This is a genomic window from Bradyrhizobium quebecense, from assembly GCF_013373795.3.
Lineage (GTDB): Bacteria > Pseudomonadota > Alphaproteobacteria > Rhizobiales > Xanthobacteraceae > Bradyrhizobium > Bradyrhizobium quebecense.
In genome coordinates this window covers 3,102,122-3,120,653 of sequence record NZ_CP088022.1, presented here as the reverse complement: position 1 = coordinate 3,120,653, position 18,532 = coordinate 3,102,122, and the positions used below count along the sequence as shown (strand labels likewise).

Annotated in this window: 16 protein-coding genes and 1 tRNA gene; 9 read left to right on the top strand and 8 right to left on the bottom strand. The window is 64.2% G+C overall.

Annotation, left to right across the window (positions count from 1 at the left end; translation table 11 throughout):
* Positions 1–142: 142 nt before the first annotated feature.
* Both HU230_RS15040 and HU230_RS15035 read left to right on the top strand, forming a co-directional pair.
* Positions 143–219 (top strand) — tRNA-Asp (locus tag HU230_RS15040).
* 606 nt (positions 220–825) lie between these two features.
* Positions 826–1,704 carry a class I SAM-dependent methyltransferase gene (locus HU230_RS15035; protein WP_176531002.1) on the top strand — a complete coding sequence of 293 codons (879 nt, stop codon included), beginning with the start codon at positions 826–828 and terminating at the stop codon, positions 1,702–1,704.
* 86 nt (positions 1,705–1,790) lie between these two features.
* Here the strand turns inward: HU230_RS15035 and HU230_RS15030 are convergent, their stop codons facing one another.
* The 5 genes from HU230_RS15030 to HU230_RS15010 form a co-directional block, all read right to left on the bottom strand.
* Positions 1,791–3,092, bottom strand: coding sequence for a hypothetical protein (locus tag HU230_RS15030; protein WP_176531003.1), 1,302 nt, complete (start codon positions 3,090–3,092; stop codon positions 1,791–1,793).
* A gap of 166 nt (positions 3,093–3,258) precedes the next feature.
* On the bottom strand, positions 3,259–3,450 hold the full coding sequence (locus tag HU230_RS15025) for a hypothetical protein (protein WP_176531004.1): 192 nt from the start codon (positions 3,448–3,450) through the stop codon (positions 3,259–3,261).
* 14 nt (positions 3,451–3,464) lie between these two features.
* A complete protein-coding gene (locus HU230_RS15020) occupies positions 3,465–3,665 on the bottom strand; it encodes a hypothetical protein (protein ID WP_050405629.1) in 201 nt (66 codons plus the stop codon).
* Positions 3,666–3,764: 99 nt separating this feature from the next.
* Positions 3,765–3,905, bottom strand: coding sequence for a hypothetical protein (locus HU230_RS15015; RefSeq protein WP_176528439.1), 141 nt, complete (start codon positions 3,903–3,905; stop codon positions 3,765–3,767).
* A gap of 161 nt (positions 3,906–4,066) precedes the next feature.
* On the bottom strand, positions 4,067–4,270 hold the full coding sequence (locus tag HU230_RS15010) for a hypothetical protein (protein WP_092114654.1): 204 nt from the start codon (positions 4,268–4,270) through the stop codon (positions 4,067–4,069).
* Between the two features lie 256 nt (positions 4,271–4,526).
* Between HU230_RS15010 and HU230_RS15005 the strand changes: the two genes are divergently transcribed.
* Complete coding sequence (locus tag HU230_RS15005) at positions 4,527–5,483, top strand: TRAP transporter substrate-binding protein (RefSeq protein ID WP_176535014.1); 957 nt, start codon at positions 4,527–4,529, stop codon at positions 5,481–5,483.
* Between the two features lie 136 nt (positions 5,484–5,619).
* Here the strand turns inward: HU230_RS15005 and HU230_RS15000 are convergent, their stop codons facing one another.
* A complete protein-coding gene (locus HU230_RS15000) occupies positions 5,620–7,449 on the bottom strand; it encodes an FAD-binding oxidoreductase (RefSeq protein WP_176531005.1) in 1,830 nt (609 codons plus the stop codon).
* Between the two features lie 188 nt (positions 7,450–7,637).
* Here HU230_RS15000 and HU230_RS14995 point away from each other — a divergent pair, with 188 nt between their 5' ends.
* The 3 genes from HU230_RS14995 (at position 7,638) to HU230_RS14980 (ending at position 14,183) form a co-directional block, all read left to right on the top strand.
* Entirely contained in the window at positions 7,638–8,618 is a 981-nt protein-coding gene (locus HU230_RS14995; protein WP_176531006.1) for a LytTR family DNA-binding domain-containing protein, read from the top strand.
* A 191-nt stretch (positions 8,619–8,809) separates the two neighbouring features.
* Positions 8,810–13,225 carry an autotransporter domain-containing protein gene (locus HU230_RS14985; protein WP_275949085.1) on the top strand — a complete coding sequence of 1,472 codons (4,416 nt, stop codon included), beginning with the start codon at positions 8,810–8,812 and terminating at the stop codon, positions 13,223–13,225.
* A gap of 139 nt (positions 13,226–13,364) precedes the next feature.
* The gene (locus HU230_RS14980) at positions 13,365–14,183 is read left to right on the top strand and encodes an alpha/beta fold hydrolase (RefSeq protein ID WP_176531007.1); all 819 of its coding nucleotides are present in this window, start codon (positions 13,365–13,367) and stop codon (positions 14,181–14,183) included.
* Here HU230_RS14980 and HU230_RS14975 read toward each other — a convergent pair.
* Positions 14,180–15,472 carry a spinster family MFS transporter gene (locus HU230_RS14975; RefSeq protein WP_176531008.1) on the bottom strand — a complete coding sequence of 431 codons (1,293 nt, stop codon included), beginning with the start codon at positions 15,470–15,472 and terminating at the stop codon, positions 14,180–14,182. The two genes, HU230_RS14980 and HU230_RS14975, sit on opposite strands and share 4 nt — an antisense overlap.
* 53 nt (positions 15,473–15,525) lie before the next feature.
* Positions 15,526–16,716: an aromatic ring-hydroxylating dioxygenase subunit alpha gene (locus tag HU230_RS14970; RefSeq protein ID WP_176531009.1), complete on the bottom strand. Its 1,191-nt coding sequence runs from the start codon at positions 16,714–16,716 to the stop codon at positions 15,526–15,528.
* A gap of 132 nt (positions 16,717–16,848) precedes the next feature.
* Here HU230_RS14970 and HU230_RS14965 point away from each other — a divergent pair, with 132 nt between their 5' ends.
* The 3 genes from HU230_RS14965 to HU230_RS14955 all read left to right on the top strand — a co-directional run bounded on the left by HU230_RS14965 (position 16,849) and on the right by HU230_RS14955 (position 18,525).
* Positions 16,849–17,364, top strand: coding sequence for a MarR family winged helix-turn-helix transcriptional regulator (locus HU230_RS14965; protein ID WP_173642780.1), 516 nt, complete (start codon positions 16,849–16,851; stop codon positions 17,362–17,364).
* A gap of 214 nt (positions 17,365–17,578) precedes the next feature.
* Positions 17,579–17,944, top strand: coding sequence for an NADH-quinone oxidoreductase subunit A (locus HU230_RS14960; RefSeq protein ID WP_018271860.1), 366 nt, complete (start codon positions 17,579–17,581; stop codon positions 17,942–17,944).
* Positions 17,935–18,525 carry a NuoB/complex I 20 kDa subunit family protein gene (locus HU230_RS14955; protein WP_420840869.1) on the top strand — a complete coding sequence of 197 codons (591 nt, stop codon included), beginning with the start codon at positions 17,935–17,937 and terminating at the stop codon, positions 18,523–18,525. Before HU230_RS14960 ends, HU230_RS14955 begins: the two co-directional genes overlap by 10 nt.
* Positions 18,526–18,532 lie beyond the last annotated feature (7 nt).

Here is an 18,532-nt window from a genome sequence, read left to right as displayed (position 1 = left end):
GTTTCCCCTGAAAACAGGCGACAACTCGCGCCGGTGGCGCGAAAATGCCCGCGCTGTGCAGGGCTCCGCAACGTGCTTGACTATCGGGATGCGGGCCTTTATGCCCTCGTTCCTGCGCGGATCAATCCGATGATCGGCATCCGCGGGAGTAGCTCAGTTGGTTAGAGCGCCGCCCTGTCACGGCGGAGGCCGCGGGTTCGAGTCCCGTCTCTCGCGCCATTTATTTCAATGACTTAGCAGAAATGTCGGTTCCCAAGAGTATTTCTTGGGAGGTCGCCGGAATGCGTTTCTTGCGCCTCGGGGCAGGTCCGTCCCGATGAGCTGGGCGTGGTCGAAACGGCGGGTGCTCTCGACGTTTGCCGGACTGCGAGTCTCGCGCACCTTCTCATTGTGATCGATCATGTTTGCTATCTTGTCGATCCTCGCCGTCGCGCCGCCGGCGTCACACTCGACAGTGGCCATCAACTGGTTCCCGCGCCTGCGCGTGTGTCATCCGATGTGACCACATTGCGGTCGACGTTGCCGACACGGGTTCTGCGACGGCATGCGTCGGCTTCGTCTTCAGCGTCTTGTCGCTGGCGGTGCGATGGAAGCTGGCGGAACAGATCCAAGTTCTGCGGTTGAGGTCTGTCGCTGTCACTCCCGGCGACGGCGATCGCTCGTCCATGGCGCAAAAACGACATCAGCGGTTCCACCATCTTCCGGAACTCACACGCTCTCGACGGGTCTTAAAGTTGCCGGAGTAAGTGAAGACAGTTCAGGACATTCAAACGACGCGAGCGTGGGCGAGGGCTGATGAAGCGAACCTAACACGGAGGCGTGCCGATGAACTGGAGTTCGTGGCTGAACGAATACTACAACGACGAACTGGAAAGAGCGGACGCCGCCTGCCGAAGGGGAGAGTCCGTATACGACGCACTCAAATGGATCGACGATCCGTATCTGTGGAACGTGCTGCTCTGGAAGGAATATGATGGCTTCAAGGCGATCAAGGCCGCCATTCCCGATCCACCAGATGCTGGCACCCAGAAAAACTGGAGCGGTCGTTCCGGGATGGAGCTCGGCGCCGCCGTCATCGAAACCTATCGCCTGTTGCACGATAAGCTCAGGCGTCATCTGGATAAGCCGTTCGCCGAATGCGCGGTGCTGGACTATGGCTGCGGCTGGGGCAGTGTGCTCCGGTACTTCATGAAGGATGTGCCACTGCGCAATCTGCATGGGTGTGATCCGCACAAGGGCATCATCCAGGTCGCGCAACGCTCCAACCCGCGCGCCGATATCGTGTTGTCGGACAGTCTGCCGAGACGTCTGCCGTTCAACCAGAAATTCGATGTCGCTTACGCGTTATCGATCTGGACGCACCTCTCGCCTGCCGCAAGCGACACATGCCTGACCGCGGTTCACGATTCTCTGGAGAATCGCGGTCTCTTTCTTCTGACCGTTCGGCCGCCGGCATACGCATTCTATGAGCCGATTGCCAAATTGCCCGGCTGGGATCAGCAAAAAATCGCCGAGACTGTGGCGCGGGACGGATTCTACTTCTATCCGCAAAGCTATCCGGTCGATGGCGAAATGACCTACGGCGAGACGATCATCAGCAAGCGGTACATCGAGACGCACTGGACCGACCGATTTGATCTCGTTGACGTCGGCATGAACGGGATCTCACCGTATCAGAGCATCATCGTTCTCCGAAAGAAGTGAGGCCACAGGGTCGTATCGGCGTTGCTTGGTCGCGGCTGTCGATCTCTCAGGCCGCAGCGTCGTGCCGCGGGCAGGGCGTAGAAAAATCAGGCCGCGACACCGACGGCATCGACGGGTCGCGTTGACTGTTGCTGATGCTGCGAAGCTTCCGCTCGCCATTCGGGCGTCAGCCACCACAACAGGAACAGCAGCGCGATCCCGTTCGACATCAGGCTTGTCGTGAGCGGCACGTTCATGATGGCCTGAACGGCGATGCCTGAGGACACCGCGATGAAGCGCGGCGACAGGTGCCGCGAGACCATCGATCCCACCGACAGGATCAGGCCGCACACAAGTGCCGAAACTGGGGCAAGCGCAAGACCGACCGACGCGATGCCCTCGGTGGCGAGGAAGGAGGCGTTGAAATTGCCGTCCCGATAGATCGCTCCGAGCGCGGGGCCGAGCTCGCCATACGGGCAGGTGGTCACCCGTCGCACGACCGATATCTGGCAGAAGCGGGTTAGGTCGCGGTGCGCGAAGAAGTCGGCATATTGATCAAGGGCGAGCGACGGGATTGCGAGGAAGCGCAGATTGATGGCGCTGAACACGACGTAATCCCTGTCGGCGCCGAGCACGGCGAACGCCGTGAGCCCGATGATCATGGGAATGAGGAATGCGAACACCGTGGCCAGCCGCGGGGTGAACCGGCCGAACAGCCAGAACAGAAACGGCAGCCAGATCGGCAACAGCAGCACGGTCTTGTTGTTGACGACCGGATAGAAGCAAAGCGCAAACAGCAACACGCAAGCGGCCTGCACCCATTGCCTGCGCGACGCGAAATGCGCGAACAGATAAGGCAGGACCGCGCCGATCATGATCCCGGTGAGATAATTCAAAAGCGCCGGCCGCGTGACGGCGTTGCGGGCTGCGCCATAGGGGTTGCCGAGATTGGCGCCGTACGAGATGTCGGCGACCAGCACGGCCAAGGACGACGCCAGCAGCAGCAGCGCAATGCGTTTGATCGCCGTTTCGGACAGGCCGGGCCGCCAAACCGGCATATTCTGGAACATCAGGGGGATCATCGCGGCGGCCAGCGCGGCGATCATGGCCCAGCGGGCGATGACATGCGGATAATCGAACGCGCTGAAGAAGCTGAGCCAGACGAAGCCGAACACCGCTGAGAGCAGCGCGAAGCTCACCAGATAACCGAAGCTGAAGCGGCCCGCGATGAACGCCGGGATGAAGACGGCCATGACGGCGGTGCCGAGGATGGCCTCGGCAGTGATGCCGGAGCGCCAGACATGCATCGCCGGGAACGCGTGCCCGCACGCGATCATCGAGGCGGTGCTGAGGACGAGGAACCCAGGGATTGTGACCCCGACAACCAGGTCTTCGCGCGTCAATTGCATCGGCCCGTCCGAATCGAAAGCTGTGCGACAGCTAGCCGATCGACCTCGGGCTGATCAAGTCAAGCAAGGTTGAGTGACGTCTCGGTCTGTATTGTTATGTTTCCGCCGGGCGATCTGTCACCGCGGCGCCGCATTGAATTCACAAACGCGGAACGCGTTGCCTTAATCAGGCAAAGAATGCGGCGACCGCGTTGACATCGGATTGTCCCGGGGCGTCGCCGCGCAAATTCGCGTCGATGATACGGCGGCAAGCGTCAACCGTGTGGGTATCGCCCAATTCGTTGGCGGCCTCGAGGATCGACCAGACCGCGTCCAAGGGAATGTCGCTCTGCATGGTCGCGTTCGGATCTGACAGCATCGGCGGCGCCGGGGTTAGAATTCGAACAGGTCGCGGCCGCGCCGCGCCAGGGTGTGCAGGTCCGCCACCGTGCCGCGCACGGCGTTGCAGCGGCGGCATTCGATGATGGTGTCGCCGGACGCATGCGCGGGATCGGCGACCTTGATCGCCAGGCTGCCGCAATCCGTGCAGATGATCTTGAATCCGGTCGAAATTACTTGCTGCTGCAAATTCATTGTGGGCCTGCGCCTCTGTTGATGCCGACCTTAATGGAACAATTTCTAAAACTGGGGTCGCGGAGCGGATTGCAATCGAACGACCGCGTTAGGAGGCGATTAAGATTTCGCCGCGGCTGCGCGGTCGTGCGTCAGCCAGACCGCGCATGAAACAACGAGCAGCGGATTGCGGCGCAGGATTGAGAACAAGCTCAGATTGAACAGGTCGTTCTTGATCAGGGTGCCGTCGAGATCGAGCACCAGCGGCAGCGATCTCGCGCGCCCCGCTCTCGGTGGTCCCGCAATCGCCGTAGCCGAACCTGGCGAAGGCCACACCGCCCTGATCAGAGCGCGAGACGATCAGGCCCAACAAAAAAGCCGCCCGAAGGCGGCCGCTTTGTCTGCCGAAGCCTGAATACGTTTTAGCGGACCGTCGAGGTGCCCGAGGAGGTGATCGCGACCGGCTTGCCGGCCTTGATGACCTGGTTGGTCTGGGCGGTCTGGGTGAAATCCGCGTTGTTCCGCGCCGAAATACCGAAAGCCGCAATCCCGATGGCCGCAACGAGGGCAACAACCACAATCTTGAGGTGGGTCGCGCGATCGGCTGAATGGATCGAGTGGTTCATGGTCGCCTCCGGGCGTCTATGCGCCGTCTATGGCAGCTACTGGTAAGCGCCATCTGTTTCCGGATCGTTTCGTGAGTTCCCGGAAATGGTTTCGTGCCACGGGCGGATTGGTTTCACCGTGCCTTGCGTCACAGAGGGAGAGGGCTGAAACTGACCATGGGCGCGGACTGCGCCTGGGAGAAAAATAATAATGAAAACAAGGAACATGACCCGACGGCGGGTGCTGGGAACTGGCTCCGTGGCACTTGCCGCCGCGATGTTTGGTAAGCCGTCTCTTGCCGCTGCAGAGTTCGACTTCAAGCTCGGCGTCAACACTCCGGAAACCCATCCGCTAACAATCCGTCTGGCCGAGGCGGCCAGACTGGTCGGCACGCAGTCGTCCGGCCGGATCAACATCACCGTATTCGCCAACAGCCAGCTCGGTGGCGATCCGGAGATGCTGTCGCAGGTCCGTGCCGGCGGTATCGAGCTATTGGCGGCACCCAGCATGACCTTGTCGACGCTGGTGCCGCTGTCGGGCCTGCCCAGCATCGGTTTTGCGTTCCAGTCCTACGATCAGGTCTGGGCGGCGATGGATGGCGGCGTCGGCGGCATCGTCCGCGATGCGATCGCCAGGTCCGGCGTCGTGCCGCTGAAGAAGGTCTGGGACAACGGCTTCCGCCAGATCACCTCGTCGTCGAGCCGGCAGCTCAACAGCGTCGACGATCTCAAGGGCTTTAAAATTCGCGTGCCGGTGACGGCATTGTTGACGTCGCTGTTCTCAGGTCTCGGCGCATTGCCGTCGAGCATCTCCTACAGTGAACTCTATTCGGCGCTGCAGACCCACATCGTCGAAGGGCAGGAGAATCCGCTGGCACAGGTCTCGACCGGAAAGCTGTACGAGGTGCAGAAATACTGCGCGCTGTCGAACCATTGCTGGAGCGGCTACTGGATCCTCGGCAACCGCCGCGCGATGGCGGCCCTGCCGCCCGATCTGCTCGAACTCATCAATGCGGCATTCGATGCGGCGGCAGTGAAGGAGCGCGCCGATCTGGTCGCGATGGACCGCTCGTTGCAGGCCGAGCTGACCGAGAAGGGCATGACCTTCAACACGCCCGATCCCGTGCAGTTCAGGGCAGCCTTGGTGAAAGCCGGTTTCTACACGCAGTGGCAGAAGACCTATGGCGCGGACGCCTGGGCGGCGCTGGAGAAGTACACCGGCAAGCTGACCTGACGGTGTGAGCGCGGCGATCTCCGGCGTCGCGCTCCACTTACCCCTTTCGCGCGCGAACTCCTTTCGCGACGTTCAAATGATCCGGAGCGAGGCTTCCGGTCGAGCTGCAAATCGCCGACGGGTCATTTCGGGACCCTCATGGGTGCGTCGCCAGCCGCGTAAATCCGTCGTCGCTCCAGTCGTCGCTGCCGACGCCGTGGCGCACGAAGAACAGGCCGGCCGGATCGTACTTCTGCTTGATCTCCAGAAGCCGCTTGTAGTTCGGGCCCCAATAGGCCTGCTGCCATTTCGGTTCGAAGAAGCTGCTTTCCGCAAGATAGGCGCCGCCGTCCGGCGCCACCTTTCTGAGTTCGCCGACCGCCTTCGTGATCCCGGTGGCATTCTTGTGCGCGTCGGCCAGATCCGGCTCGTGGCCGCTGAGGCCGGAATAGGCGGGCGGGCCCTCGCTCGCGATGATGGCGAGCACGAAGGCGTCGATCACGGCAGGGTTCGTGGCGGTTTCCCTTGCGGAGGCGATCGCGGCTTCAGATCCGCCGGCCAGCCCTTTCTGGAAGTGCAACTCGACCGTCGCATGGTGGGCGGCCGCCAGCAGGGCTTCGACAAGCCGCGGACGTTCCACGCCGCTCAGCAGCGATGCCGGAAGCCAGAGCGATTCAAAACCGTGGATGAAGTGTCCGGCTTCGCTCTGATTGGCGGCCCAGAACACGTTCTCCGCCGGAGCGCCCGGACGATCGTCGGAGAGGATCGCCTGCGGAGCGCGCTGTCGGATGTAGGCGGCGTCCCAGCGGTGCGCTGCCGGACCGGTGCGGATCGACGGCGGACGGGTGAAGGTGAATTCAGCCTCGGCCGCGGTGACGAAGAGAATGAATGGCTGCCACAGTTGGTCGGCCTGCTGCCTGTCAAGGCCCAGGAACGACAGCTGGACGTCGAGCGTATTGCCGGGCTTGATGTTGACGATCTCGCCCCAGTGGCGGTTATGCAGGCGGTCGGCGTAGAGATCCACGAATGCGCTCACGAGGCGGCGGAATGACGCGTGAGACGCCGCTTTGATCGTCATGGAGGCGAAGCCGAAGACGTCGGGTAGTTCATGGGTGCGCAACGTCAGGCGGGTGACGACGCCAAAGGTGCCGCCGCCGCCGCCGCGCAAGGCCCAGAACAGGTCCGGGTTGCTGCGGGCATTTGCGATCCGGACGAGGCCGTCCGCGGTGACGATCTCCGCTTCCAGCAGGCTCGCCGCGGCGGTGCCGTAGTTCTTCGAGTAGCTGCCGAAGCCGCCGCCCTGCACGAGTCCCGCTACGCCGACGGTTCCACAGCCGCCACCCTGGACATAGCGGCCACCTCGGGTCGTCACCTCATTGTAGACATGCATCCAGATCGCGCCGGCGCCGATGGTGACGGCCGGCTGCGGCGGATCAAGGCAGCCTTGCGGGACGAAGCTGTCGTGCAGCGTGATGTCGTGCATCGCGCGGGTCCAGATCATCAGCGAGTCCGGTGCACTCGACGTACCGAGATAAGAGTGGCCGCCGCCCCTGACGACCAGCCGCAGATTGTTGTCACGTGCGAAATTGACGGCGGCAACGACGTCACCTGTCGTGCGCGCCGCGACCGCGTAGACACTTGGCTGGGACGCCCATGCATCGAGATAGCCCGTGGTCTGGGTCAGTGCTGGATCGTCGCCGATGTAGTAGGGGTTCTTCAGCCCCTTGAACACATCGCGGCACGCCGGACCTGAGGGACTGTCCTGACACGCCGCCAGCGGCGACTTCACCGCAATGAGGTGGCCGTCGGTTTGCTCGTTCAGCCGGTTCCAGCTGGCGGCCGACGGCCACTGCGGGTCCGAGGGACGCGTTCGCCGAAATATTTGCGAGAAGTTGTTCGCACCCTGCGCAGGGGCTAACGACCCTGGTGCGATCCAGCGCGCCATCGGCGTCAAGGCGGCGCCGATCAGGAGTTCGCGACGATTCATCGGCCGGTCACCTGTCCGTGAGTAGAGCGAATTTCACGCCGTCCGGACGGCGCGCCATCCTGTCCTTGCGGGACGCCGCTCGCCTGCCTGTGGTAAAGACCCGATTGCGTGACGGATCGCAATTGGGGCCCGGACCTGTCCGCCGGGGCAGGTGACCTGAAGAGTTGCAGCATTTACTCCATCCCGACATGTCCACGACGCAGCCAGAGGATTCCATTGAACGCGGCATCGATCGGCGCGTCGAGCGGGGTTGGGATGAGCAAGCGGATTTCGGGGACGAAAATCGCAGCGATGTGACAGCGATCCGACCGGGCGGGGCGAAGCGCGGCTCGATGCTCGCCTATGGTTGGGTGGCGCTGCTGATCGTGGCGAGCGGCGTGGTCAACGTCTTCTCCTCGGTGAGCGAATTCAAACTGTCCGCGGGGTTCGCGCCATTGCGCATGCCCGTGCTGCTCGAGGTGACGAGTGCCATTGCCTGGATCGTGTTTCTGCCGCTGCTGCGAAGCGGCATCACCCGATTGCGTGTCGGTCGCGGCCGAGTGATGGCCGTCACATGGGCAGTGGCGGCGACGTTGCTCTACGCGTTCGCACATCTCGTCACCATGGTCGGGTTGCGCAAGCTGCTGCTGGCCGACGGCTATTCCTTTCATTGGGCAACGGCGTTTCCGCATGAGCTCCAGAAGGACGTCCTCTCGTCTCTGATGGTGGCCGTGGTAATCTGGCTGATGGACCGCAAGGTGTTGGCGATGCCAGTAACACCGATGCTCGCAACACCAGCGCCGCCGGCCTCGGCGCTTGCACTGCCGCTGGCCGGACCGTCCGTCGACACCGCCAATCCCAGCCTGTGGCTGCGGGACGGCTCCGCGAGCTTTCGGGTCGATCCTCGCGATATCGTGGCCGTGACGTCTGCGGGCAACTATGTCGAGTTTAGCCTCCCCAACGGACGTCACCTGATCCGCGGCACGCTTGCACGGGAGGAGGATCGGCTGAAGCCGTTCGGCCTTGTGCGCGTGCATCGGGCGCGGCTGGTGAATTTGGCGCGGGTCGTGGCAGTCGAGCATCGTCCGGCGGGGGACTTCGTCCTGCGGATGGACAATGGCGAGACGATCGCGGGCAGCAAGCGCTATCGGAATGTCGTGGCGAGCTTCACGGAAAATACCAACAGGTAAGGCCCATCGTTCTGCCGCCGACGTGGCGGGATGCGGGATGAAGTGGGGCCAAGCCTTGTGGCAAAGAAGGCACATCGTCGCGCTTTCAGTTCCATTTTTGTTTTTTGTCATGCGGCAGGATGTCTCAGGGGGTACAACCTGCCGCTGTGATTTTCAGTGGCCGCGCTGTGCGCGGCCCGAGTTGGAATGCCATGCGCGTGCACGTTGTGAAACGCTTCCGTTTTCTCTGCTTCCGACGGGTTGCGGCAACCCTCGTTCTGTTCGTCGCGTGCGCGACTGCCGCACATGCCCAAACGGTGCTGAACGCCAGCGATGGTGCAAGCCTCGTCGCCGCGCTGACGACGATCGATAGCAATCCGGGTACCAGCTACACACTCAACATTACGCAGAACATCACGCTGACCAGCGCGACAACGCTGCCCATCATCAATTCGAGCGGCACCGTCACGATTAACGGCGGTAACTTCACGCTCGACGGCGGCGGCGCACAGCGCGGGCTTTTCGTCTACTCGGGCACCGTCGCGGTCAACAATCTGACGATCCGGAACGCCGTGGCCAAAGGGGGCAATGGGTTCGATGGCGGTGGTGGCGGCGGGATGGGTGCCGGTGGAGCGCTGTTCGTTGCCAGCGGCGCCAACGTCACGGTTAGTAATGTTTCGTTGGCCAGCAACCAGGCCAATGGAGGTAACGGCGGCAATTATGGCGCGGGCGGCGGCGGCGGAGGTGGCGGCGGCCTCGGCGGCAACGGCGGCAATGGCGGTAATGCCGGTGCTGGCGGCGGCGGCGGAATTGGTCTCGGCGCCAATGGCGGGGCCGGCGCGGCGAACACCACGGGTGGCAATGGCGCTGCCGGCATCGCCATCGGCGCCGCTGGCGGCGGCGCCGGCATCAGCGATGGCGGCGCCACGCCGGGCACGGGTGGCGCCAGCGGTGGCGGCGGCGGTGGTGGGGCCATCGGCATTACCATCAATGGTGCCGCCGGCGGCGGTGGCATCGGTGGCGGCGCTGCTACCCCCGTCTCGGGCCCGAGCGGCGGCGGCGGCGGTGTTGGCGGCTTCGGCGGCGGCGGCGGCGGCAGCCTCAACACGTCCGGCGGCGTTGGCGGGTTCGGCGGCGGCGGCGGAAGTGTGCGCTGCTATCTCAGTGCGGGGAAGGGCGGCTTCGGTGGCGGTGGCGGCGGCTCGAGCGGCAATGATGGCGGCAGCTGCGGAAATACTGGCGGCTTCGGCGCCGGCAATGGCGGCAACGATGCTCAAGGCGGCGCCGGCGGCGGGCTCGGTGCGGGCGGCGCGGTGTTCGTGCAGGGTGGCGGGAACCTCGTTGTTGCCGGTGCCTTCACGATCAACGGCAGCAGCGTCAGCGGCGGGACCGGCGGCGTTGGTGCGGGCAATGGCTCCGCGTTCGGCTCGGGCATGTTCCTGCAGGGCAACGGGACGCTGACCTTCAATCCTGGGGCCGGGCAGAACCAGACCGTCTCCGATGTCATCGCTGATCAGACCGGCAGCGGCGGCACCGGTGCCAATGCCGGCAGCTGGGGCCTCGCCAAGACAGGCGCCGGCACGCTGACGCTGACGGCCGCGAATACTTACTCGGGCGGCACGACCGTGAGCGGCGGCCTGGTCAATTTCAACGCAGCGAACAATTTCGGCTCGGGCAACATCACGCTCAACGGCGGCGGCCTGCAATGGGCGAGCGGCAATACAGCCGACATCTCGGGCCGGCTCAACGCTATCGGAGCTGGCGGCACGACGTTCGACTATAATGGCAATGCCGTGACGCTCGCGACGGCACTTGCCGGCACGGGCGGTGTGACGGTCGCGAACTCCGGTAGCGGCGGCGCGCTGATCTTCTCGGCAGCGGAAAGCTATTCCGGCGCGACGACCATCAACTCCGGCGCAACGCTGGCGCTGTCGGCTTTCGGCAGCATCTCGAACTCGAGCGTCGTGACAGTCAACGGCACATTTGATATTTCGGCATCATCGTTCTTCCTCAACAGGATCACAACGCTCGCGGGCGATGGATCGGTTGCGCTCGGCGGCAACGCACTGGTGATTACCGCCAGTTCGACGGAGTTTTCCGGCGCGATCAACGGCACGGGCGCGGGGGGCTTCGAGATCGCGGGCGGAACGCAGACCCTGTCGGGTGTGAACGGCTACGTCGGCCTTACCCAGATCGATGCCGGCGCGACGCTGGCGCTCAAGGGAAACGGCTCGATCGCCAATTCGTTCGCGGTCGCATTCTTCTCTCCGGGCGCGGGAATCGGCACATTCGATATTTCGCAGACCAACAGCGGCGCCAGCGTCGTCGGCCTGGTTGATCCGACCGGCCACAGCGTCGTGTCTCTCGGCGCCAAGACCCTGACTATCACCCGCGCTGTGGGTACTTACAACGGCGTCATCCAGGACGGCGGCATTGGCGGCGGCACCGGCGGCAATGTGACGATCGCCCTTGGCGGCCTGGCGAGATTCGGCGGCGCCAACACCTATACCGGGCTGACCACGATCAACGCCGGCGGCGAGCTCGACCTGATGAGCGGCGGCAGCATCGCGTCCTCAAAGGCCGTGATCAACGACGGCATCTTCGATATATCGCGCGCGGGTGGCGGCGTCTCGATCAACGGTCTTTCCGGGAACAGCATCTTCGGCGCCGTGAATCTCGGCGCCAATGCGCTAACCTTCACCAATGCCAACGGCACGTTCGCCGGCATCATCCGGGACGGCGGCGCGGGCGGCGGTGTGGCGATCACCGGCGGCAAGGAAATCCTTACCGGCATCAACACCTACACCGGCGCCACCACCGTCACCGGCGGCACCCTTGAAGTGGACGGCTCGATCGCCAACTCGCTGAAAGTGACGGTCAATTCCGGGGGCACCTTGAGCGGCACCGGCATCGTCGGTGCTCCGACCATCTTCTCTTTCCACAACGGCGTCACGTCGACATTGTTAGACGCCAACCCCGGCGCCACCACCGCCGTTGATGGTACGATTGTGGTGAAGGAGCCGGTCACCGGCGACACCTTGAGGGGCGGCTTCGTCATTCCGGCACCTACGACCATCATGAGCGGAGGCACGCTTGCGCCCGGGAGTGCTGCAGATCCGACCGGCACATTGACGATCAACGGCGGTCTCGCCTTCCAATCCGGCGCGATCTATCAGGTGCAGGTGACGCCGACCGCTGCGGCATCGACCAATGTCAACGCGAACGCGACACTTGGAGGCGCGACCGTCAATGCAGTGTTCGCCAACGGCAGCTACATCTCCAGGCAGTATACGATCCTGAACGCCGCTGGGGGCATATCCGGCACATTTGCATCCAACATCGCAAATACCAACCTGCCGACGAATTTCACCGACACGCTGAGCTACGACGCCACCCACGCCTATCTCAATCTGGCGCTGAATTTTCCGGCTCCCAGCTTCGGCGGCGGGCTTTCCACCAACCAGCAGAACGTCGCGAACACGCTGGTCAACTACTTCAATGCGACCGGCGGCATTCCGATGGTGTTCGGCACGCTCGCGCCGTCGGGCCTGACGCAGGCGTCCGGCGAACTGGCGACCGGCTCGCAGCAGACGACGTTCGATGCGATGAACCTGTTCATGGGGCTGCTCACCGATCCCTTCATGAACCGCACCGGTGCGGCGGGTTCGATGCCGGGAGCTTCAGGTTATGCGGAAGAGGGCGAAGCGAGCGCCTATGCCGCGACCCGGAAGACCGATGCGTTCGCGATGTTCACCAAGGCGCCGCCGGTGCCGTTCGTGCCGCGATGGAGCGTCTGGGCCGCCGGCTTCGGCGGTTCGCAATCGACCAGCGGCAACGCCATGGTCGGATCGAACGACACCACCAGCAGCATCTATGGCACGGCGGTCGGCGCCGACTATCAGTTCTCGCCGAACACCATTGCGGGCTTTGCGATCGCCGGCGGCGGCACCAGTTTCTCGGTCGCGGGAAGCGGCAGCGGCCGGTCCGATCTGTTCCAGGCCGGCGCCTATGTTCGCCACACCGAAGGTCCGGCCTATGTCTCCGCCGCGCTCGCCTATGGCTGGCAGGACATCATCACCAATCGCACCGTGACGGCCGCTGGCGTCGACCAGCTTCGTGCCGAGTTCAATGCCAACGCTTATTCGGGGCGGCTCGAGGGCGGCTATCGTTTTGTCGCGCCGTGGATCGACGGCGTCGGCATCACGCCTTACGCCGCGGGCCAGTTCACGACTTTCGAACTGCCCGGTTACGCCGAGCGGGTGATTTCGGGTCTGTCGACGTTTGCGCTGACCTACGGCGGCAAGAGCCTGACCGATACGCGCAGCGAGCTCGGCCTTCGCACCGACAAGTCCTTCCCGGTGCAGGACGGCATCCTGACGCTGCGCACGCGCTTCGCCTGGGCCCACGACTACGACCCCAGCCGCTCGGCTGCCGCGACCTTCCAGGCGCTGCCGGGCACCAGCTTCGTCGTCAACGGCGCGGCGCAGGCAAGCGACTCCGCGCTGACCACAGCATCGGTTGAGATGAACTGGCGAAACGGCTGGTCGGCCGCGGCGACCTTCGAAGGCGAGTTCTCCAACGTCACCTCGAGCTACGCCGGCAAGGGCGTGGTGCGGTATCAGTGGTGAGACGGGCGCGTTTCCGCTTCCGTGAGCCTTACATCACGCGCGTGATTACCTGAGGCGTAATCGCGCGCGCGATCTCCCTTTGCGATGGTCGGTGCATCGGCGGCGATGTTGCCGATCGATCTGCAAAGGGACTTCCATCATGGCCAGCCAACCGCTTTATGCGACCGCAAGCGACGGCACAAAACTGTTCGTGCAGGATTGGGGCTCGGGTAACCCGGTGCTGCTGCTTGCCGCCTGGACGTTCAATTCCAGCGTCTGGGGCAGCCAGATCGTCGCGCTGAACGCCAAGGGTTTCCGTTGCGTCGCGCCGGATCGGCGCGGCCACGGCCGTTCCGACATGCCGATGACGGGATACGATCTCGACACGCTCACCGATGACGTCGCTGCCGTGATCGAGCAGCATGATCTCCACGACGTCACGATCGTCGCGCATTCGATGGGATCGATCGAGGCGGTGAACTATCTGGCGCGTCACGGCGCCGGTCGCGTCGCGCGGCTGGTCCTGGTGGCACCGACCACGCCGTTCATCGTGCAGACCGAGGACAATCCGGTCGCGGTGCCGAGGGCGATAGTCGAGGCGCAGAATGCCGCGATCGCGCAGGACTTCCCAAGATGGATGGGCGAGAACGAGGCGCCGTTCTTCATGCCCGACACGCCCGAGGCAACGCGGGCCTGGATCAGGGAGATGATGCTGAGCGTGCCGCTGCCGGTGGCGCTGGCCTGCCGCAAGACCATCTCCTTTGCCGACCTGCGCGCCGCGGCCAAAAGTATCGATCGCCCGACGCTGATCGTGCACGGCGACAAGGATGCCAGCGCGCCGCTCGAGCTGACCGGTGCGAAGACGGCGGCGCTGATCAAGGGCAGCAAGCTCAACGTCTATGAAGGCGCGCCGCACGCGCTGCCGCTCACGCACAGTGCGCGCCTGATGGCCGACCTGCTGGCCTTCATGGACGCTTAGCTGGCGCGCGCGATATCGGCACGGATCCAGCGCGCCGCCCAAACGAACAGCAGTGCGCCCAGCGTCGTCGTCACCGCGGCCGACAGCAGCGAGTAGCGAACCGCATCCGTACCGTACGCGCCCTTCAGGGCGTCGTTGATCATGCCGACGGCGAGGGGGCCGACGCCCTGGCCGAAGCAGGTCGCGGTGAGCAGCACGATCGCCGAAGCCAGCGCCCGCATGCTGGGCTTTGCGACCGTCTGGGCGATCGCAAAGATCGGGCCGAGATGGAAGCCGACCATGAACGAGGTCAACGCGAGCGTCGCGACCATCAACGTGAAGCTTTGCGTCAGCATGCACAATGCGAAGACGGGGCCGGCGAGGCCGGACATGATCGCGGGCGCCCACAGCTTCCAGCGATCGTCGCGGCGGCCGATCTGCGCTACCACGAGGCCGCCGATCAGCGTGCCCGCCATGCCGGCGAGACCTTTGAAGGTGCCGGCAAAGGTGCCGATCTCGGCGCTGGTCAGATGATGGATGCGCGCCAGGAACGGCGGGATCCACACCGCGGTGGCGTAGTTGGTGTAGGTCGTGAGACAGAAGCCCACCAGCACGATGACGAAGCTCGGCTGCGAGATCAGAAAGCCCAGCGTCGGTCCGATCGGCTCGGCCTTGAAGGTCTCGGCCATCGCACCGCGCCTCGGCTCGGAGATCGTCAGCCACAGCACCGCGGCGAGCGCGATGCCGGGCAGGCCGGCGGTGAAGAAGGCCATCCGCCAGCCATAGTGCTGATTGACGTAACCGCCGATGAAATAGCCGAGGAAGACGCCGAGATAGGTGCCGATCGCGTAGATGCCGAGCGCGCGCGGACGCTCGTTCTTGTCGAACAGATCGGCGATCATCGATTGCGAGGCCGGCGTGCCCGCGGACTCCCCGATGCCGACGCCGACCCGCGCCAGTGCCAGCGTCGCGACGCTGGAGGCTAGGCCGCAGAGATAGGTCATCGCGCTCCAGAACGCGAAGGCTGCCGCGACGATGTTGCGGCGGTTGAGGCGATCGGCCATCCGCGCAATGGGAATGCCGAGCAGCGAGTAGAACAGCACGAAGCCGAACCCGGCCAACAGGCCCATCGTGGTGTCGCTGAGCGCGAACTCCTTCTTGATGGGCTCGATCAGGACGTTGAAGATCGTGCGGTCGAGGAAGTTGAGGGCGTAGATGATCGTGAGCAAGCCGAGCACGTAGTAACGGCGAGCGGAGGGCAAGGCAGCGGCCCGTGTGGCTGCAGCCGCCTGCGGTGCGACATCGACCATGACTTCCTCCCCCGATGATCTCTGGTCTTTTCTTGTTTGCTTGGGTGCGGGCCCTACGCCTCGCGGATGTAATTCCCTGCCTCGAATTCGACCGGCCCGGCATTGGCGTCGAACGACACGCCGATCGGGTCGCGGCCGGCGGCCACGGCCTCGATCTGGTCAGAGAGCATCCGGCGGATCATCAGGACGCCGCGGTCGCTCTGGCCGAAGTGCTCTTCCAAATGAACCGTCACCGGCCCCTGGCCGACCTGCGCCTCGTAGTCGCCGGGGAATTGCTGGTGCTCCTGCTCCGTCATGTCCCACCAGAGCTTGCCGTTGAACTTCGAGCGCATGCGGCCGATATCGCCTGACTTCTTGACCCGACCGGCGACATAGATCCGGAACGAAGTGTCGTCGATCGGCAAGGTCCAGCCGATCGATTCGACGCGGGCGAATTGCGCGACCCGCGGATTGGGCACGACGCGGAGCGTGGGGAGGGCGGCCTCGGTGACGCGATAGAATACCTTGCCGTCATCCTGCTTGCGGATCGAGCGCACCGCGACGCCGCGCGGCGACATCTCGAACTTCACCTCGGGCATCGAGGCCATCATGGTGGTGAATTGCGGCCCCGAGAACGAGCCGTGCAGCACCGGCACATGATAGGGGTCGGCGACGTTCTCGAAATGCTGCAGCCAGTTGCACGGGATCACGGCGGGCCCGCCGCCGCCGATCGAGGAATCGTCGGCCTCGACGAATTCGCCGTCGTCCATATTCTCCAGGCACTCGTAGCGCGGCAGCACCGGCTTCTTATCCGCCGGGCCCATATAGGCGAAGATCAGGCCGTAGCGTTCCTGCACCGGATACCAGGGCTGGCGCACCTTGTCCTTGAACGGGCCGCCTTCGGGCTCGCAGGGCTGTTCGAGGCAGCGGCCCTCGGTGTCGAACTTCCAGCCGTGATAGCAGCAGCGGATGCCGTCTTCCTCGACCTTGCCGTAATAGAGTGTGGTGCCGCGATGGCAGCAGCGCGCATGCAGCAGGCCGGGTCGGCCAAGCCGGTCGCGGAACAGGATCAAGTCTTCGCCGAGCGCGCGGACTTTTCTGGGGATATCGGTGGCGTCGTCTACGAGCCCGATCGGGTGCCAGTAGCGGCGCAGCAGCTCGCCCATCGGTGTGCCGCGCATGACCGAGGTGAGCTCGGTCCGGGTGGTGGACGGCTTCATCGCATAGGCCGTGCCGAGATCGCGATCGAGCTGGGTCATCGTCATGCTAGTTCCCTCCCGCCGCCGGATTCTTACCGACGGTCGCTGTATCGTTGATGAAGTCAACGATAGATCGATGACAATGTCAACGATATCGATTAGCTTGGCAGCGACAGGCTGTGTTGGCAGAGGTTGGCGATGACCGAGAAGCTCAGGACTGCGAGGGCCTTGCCGCCGGAGGCGGTGGTCGATGCCGAGCTGGCGCCGATCACCGCGATGATGTCGTCACGGCTGATGGTGCTCGCGAATTTGCTCAGGCGCGGTGCGCTGCTGCGCTACAAGCGGCTGACCGGCCTGTCCTCGGTCGAGTTCGGCCTGGTTGCCTCGCTCGGCCGGCGGCCGCCGATGAGCGTGGTGCGGCTTGCCGAAGCCGTCGGCATGGACAAGGGCCAGATCAGCCGGGCGCTCGCCGAGCTCGTCGCGCGCAAGCTGGTCGCCAAGGCCGCCAACCCGCGTGACAATCGGGAAACACTTGTCTCCCTCACCAAGGCCGGGCTCGCCGCCCATGACGCCATTGTGGCCGGCGCGCAGGAGCGAAACCGGCGCCTGCTGGAACAGCTTGGTCCACAGGATCTTGAGCTGCTGCTCGGACATCTCGACCGCCTGACGCTGACCGCGGCCGAGATGCTCGCTGCCGAAAGGGAGCTGGGCTGATATGGGGAGAGCGCAGGGCACCGGGTGGCCGGCGCAGCGTTGCCCATTGAGGCAGCGCATCCGCCCGATGAGGCCATCAGCCCGCGGGAAGGGGCGGTAAAAGCGTCAAAATAGCTTGTCTTGCGCCCCCTGTTGCGCTGCGCTAAAGCCTCAAGAACAATTCCAATCAACGAATCTGCGGCACGTCCGAAACCGCAGCAAGAAGGCCTCGCCGATGACCGGCATCCTGCAGAATTACCTCCCACTTGTGGTCTTTATCGGAGTCGCGAGCCTGATCGGGCTGGCGCTTCTGATCGCGCCGTTCCTGGTCGCGTTCCAGTCGCCGGACCCGGAAAAGCTGTCCGCCTATGAATGCGGATTCAACGCTTTTGACGACGCCCGCATGAAGTTCGACGTCCGCTTCTATCTGGTGGCCATCCTTTTCATCATCTTCGACCTCGAAGTGGCGTTCCTGTTCCCGTGGGCGGTGGCGTTCGGAAAACTGGGCGCGACCGGCTTCTGGTCGATGATGGTGTTCCTGGCCGTGCTGACGGTCGGGTTCGCGTATGAATGGAAGAAAGGCGCGCTCGAATGGGATTGAGCCCCACCGCCGCATCCTCGCAGCCGGCGATTGCGCAAGCTCCGAGAGGCATTCTCGATCCGTCGACCGGCAAGCTGGTCGGCGCCAATGATCCGTTTTTCCTCGAGGTCAATCACGAGCTGTCCGACAAGGGCTTCTTCGTCGCCGCGGCCGACGACCTCATCACCTGGGCGCGCACCGGCTCCCTGATGTGGATGACCTTCGGTCTCGCCTGCTGCGCAGTCGAGATGATGCAGGTCTCGATGCCGCGTTACGACGTCGAGCGCTTCGGCTTTGCGCCGCGCGCCTCGCCGCGGCAGTCCGACGTGATGATCGTTGCGGGCACGCTGACCAACAAGATGGCGCCCGCGCTGCGCAAGGTCTACGACCAGATGCCGGAGCCGCGCTACGTCATCTCGATGGGCTCCTGCGCCAATGGCGGCGGCTACTACCACTATTCGTACTCGGTGGTGCGCGGTTGCGACCGCATCGTGCCGATCGACATCTACGTGCCGGGCTGTCCGCCCACGGCGGAAGCGCTGCTCTACGGCGTGCTGCTGCTGCAGAAGAAGATCCGCCGTATCGGCACTATCGAACGCTAAGGTTTCA

Bases quoted from the DNA above. Each gene is read 5' to 3' on its own strand.
- HU230_RS14975 (WP_176531008.1), bottom strand. From the start codon at position 15,472: ATGGTCGATGTCGCACCGCAGGCGGCTGCAGCCACACGGGCCGCTGCC.
- HU230_RS15010 (WP_092114654.1), bottom strand. From the start codon at position 4,270: ATGAACCACTCGATCCATTCAGCCGATCGCGCGACCCACCTCAAGATT.
- HU230_RS14980 (WP_176531007.1), top strand. From the start codon at position 13,365: ATGGCCAGCCAACCGCTTTATGCGACCGCAAGCGACGGCACAAAACTG.
- HU230_RS15005 (WP_176535014.1), top strand. From the start codon at position 4,527: ATGTTTGGTAAGCCGTCTCTTGCCGCTGCAGAGTTCGACTTCAAGCTC.
- HU230_RS15025 (WP_176531004.1), bottom strand. From the start codon at position 3,450: ATGCTGTCAGATCCGAACGCGACCATGCAGAGCGACATTCCCTTGGAC.
- HU230_RS15000 (WP_176531005.1), bottom strand. From the start codon at position 7,449: ATGAATCGTCGCGAACTCCTGATCGGCGCCGCCTTGACGCCGATGGCG.
- HU230_RS14955 (WP_420840869.1), top strand. From the start codon at position 17,935: ATGGGATTGAGCCCCACCGCCGCATCCTCGCAGCCGGCGATTGCGCAA.
- HU230_RS15030 (WP_176531003.1), bottom strand. From the start codon at position 3,092: ATGCAATTGACGCGCGAAGACCTGGTTGTCGGGGTCACAATCCCTGGG.
- HU230_RS14985 (WP_275949085.1), top strand. From the start codon at position 8,810: ATGCGCGTGCACGTTGTGAAACGCTTCCGTTTTCTCTGCTTCCGACGG.
- HU230_RS14960 (WP_018271860.1), top strand. From the start codon at position 17,579: ATGACCGGCATCCTGCAGAATTACCTCCCACTTGTGGTCTTTATCGGA.
- HU230_RS14995 (WP_176531006.1), top strand. From the start codon at position 7,638: ATGTCCACGACGCAGCCAGAGGATTCCATTGAACGCGGCATCGATCGG.
- HU230_RS15020 (WP_050405629.1), bottom strand. From the start codon at position 3,665: ATGAATTTGCAGCAGCAAGTAATTTCGACCGGATTCAAGATCATCTGC.
- HU230_RS14970 (WP_176531009.1), bottom strand. From the start codon at position 16,716: ATGACGATGACCCAGCTCGATCGCGATCTCGGCACGGCCTATGCGATG.
- HU230_RS15035 (WP_176531002.1), top strand. From the start codon at position 826: ATGAACTGGAGTTCGTGGCTGAACGAATACTACAACGACGAACTGGAA.
- HU230_RS14965 (WP_173642780.1), top strand. From the start codon at position 16,849: ATGACCGAGAAGCTCAGGACTGCGAGGGCCTTGCCGCCGGAGGCGGTG.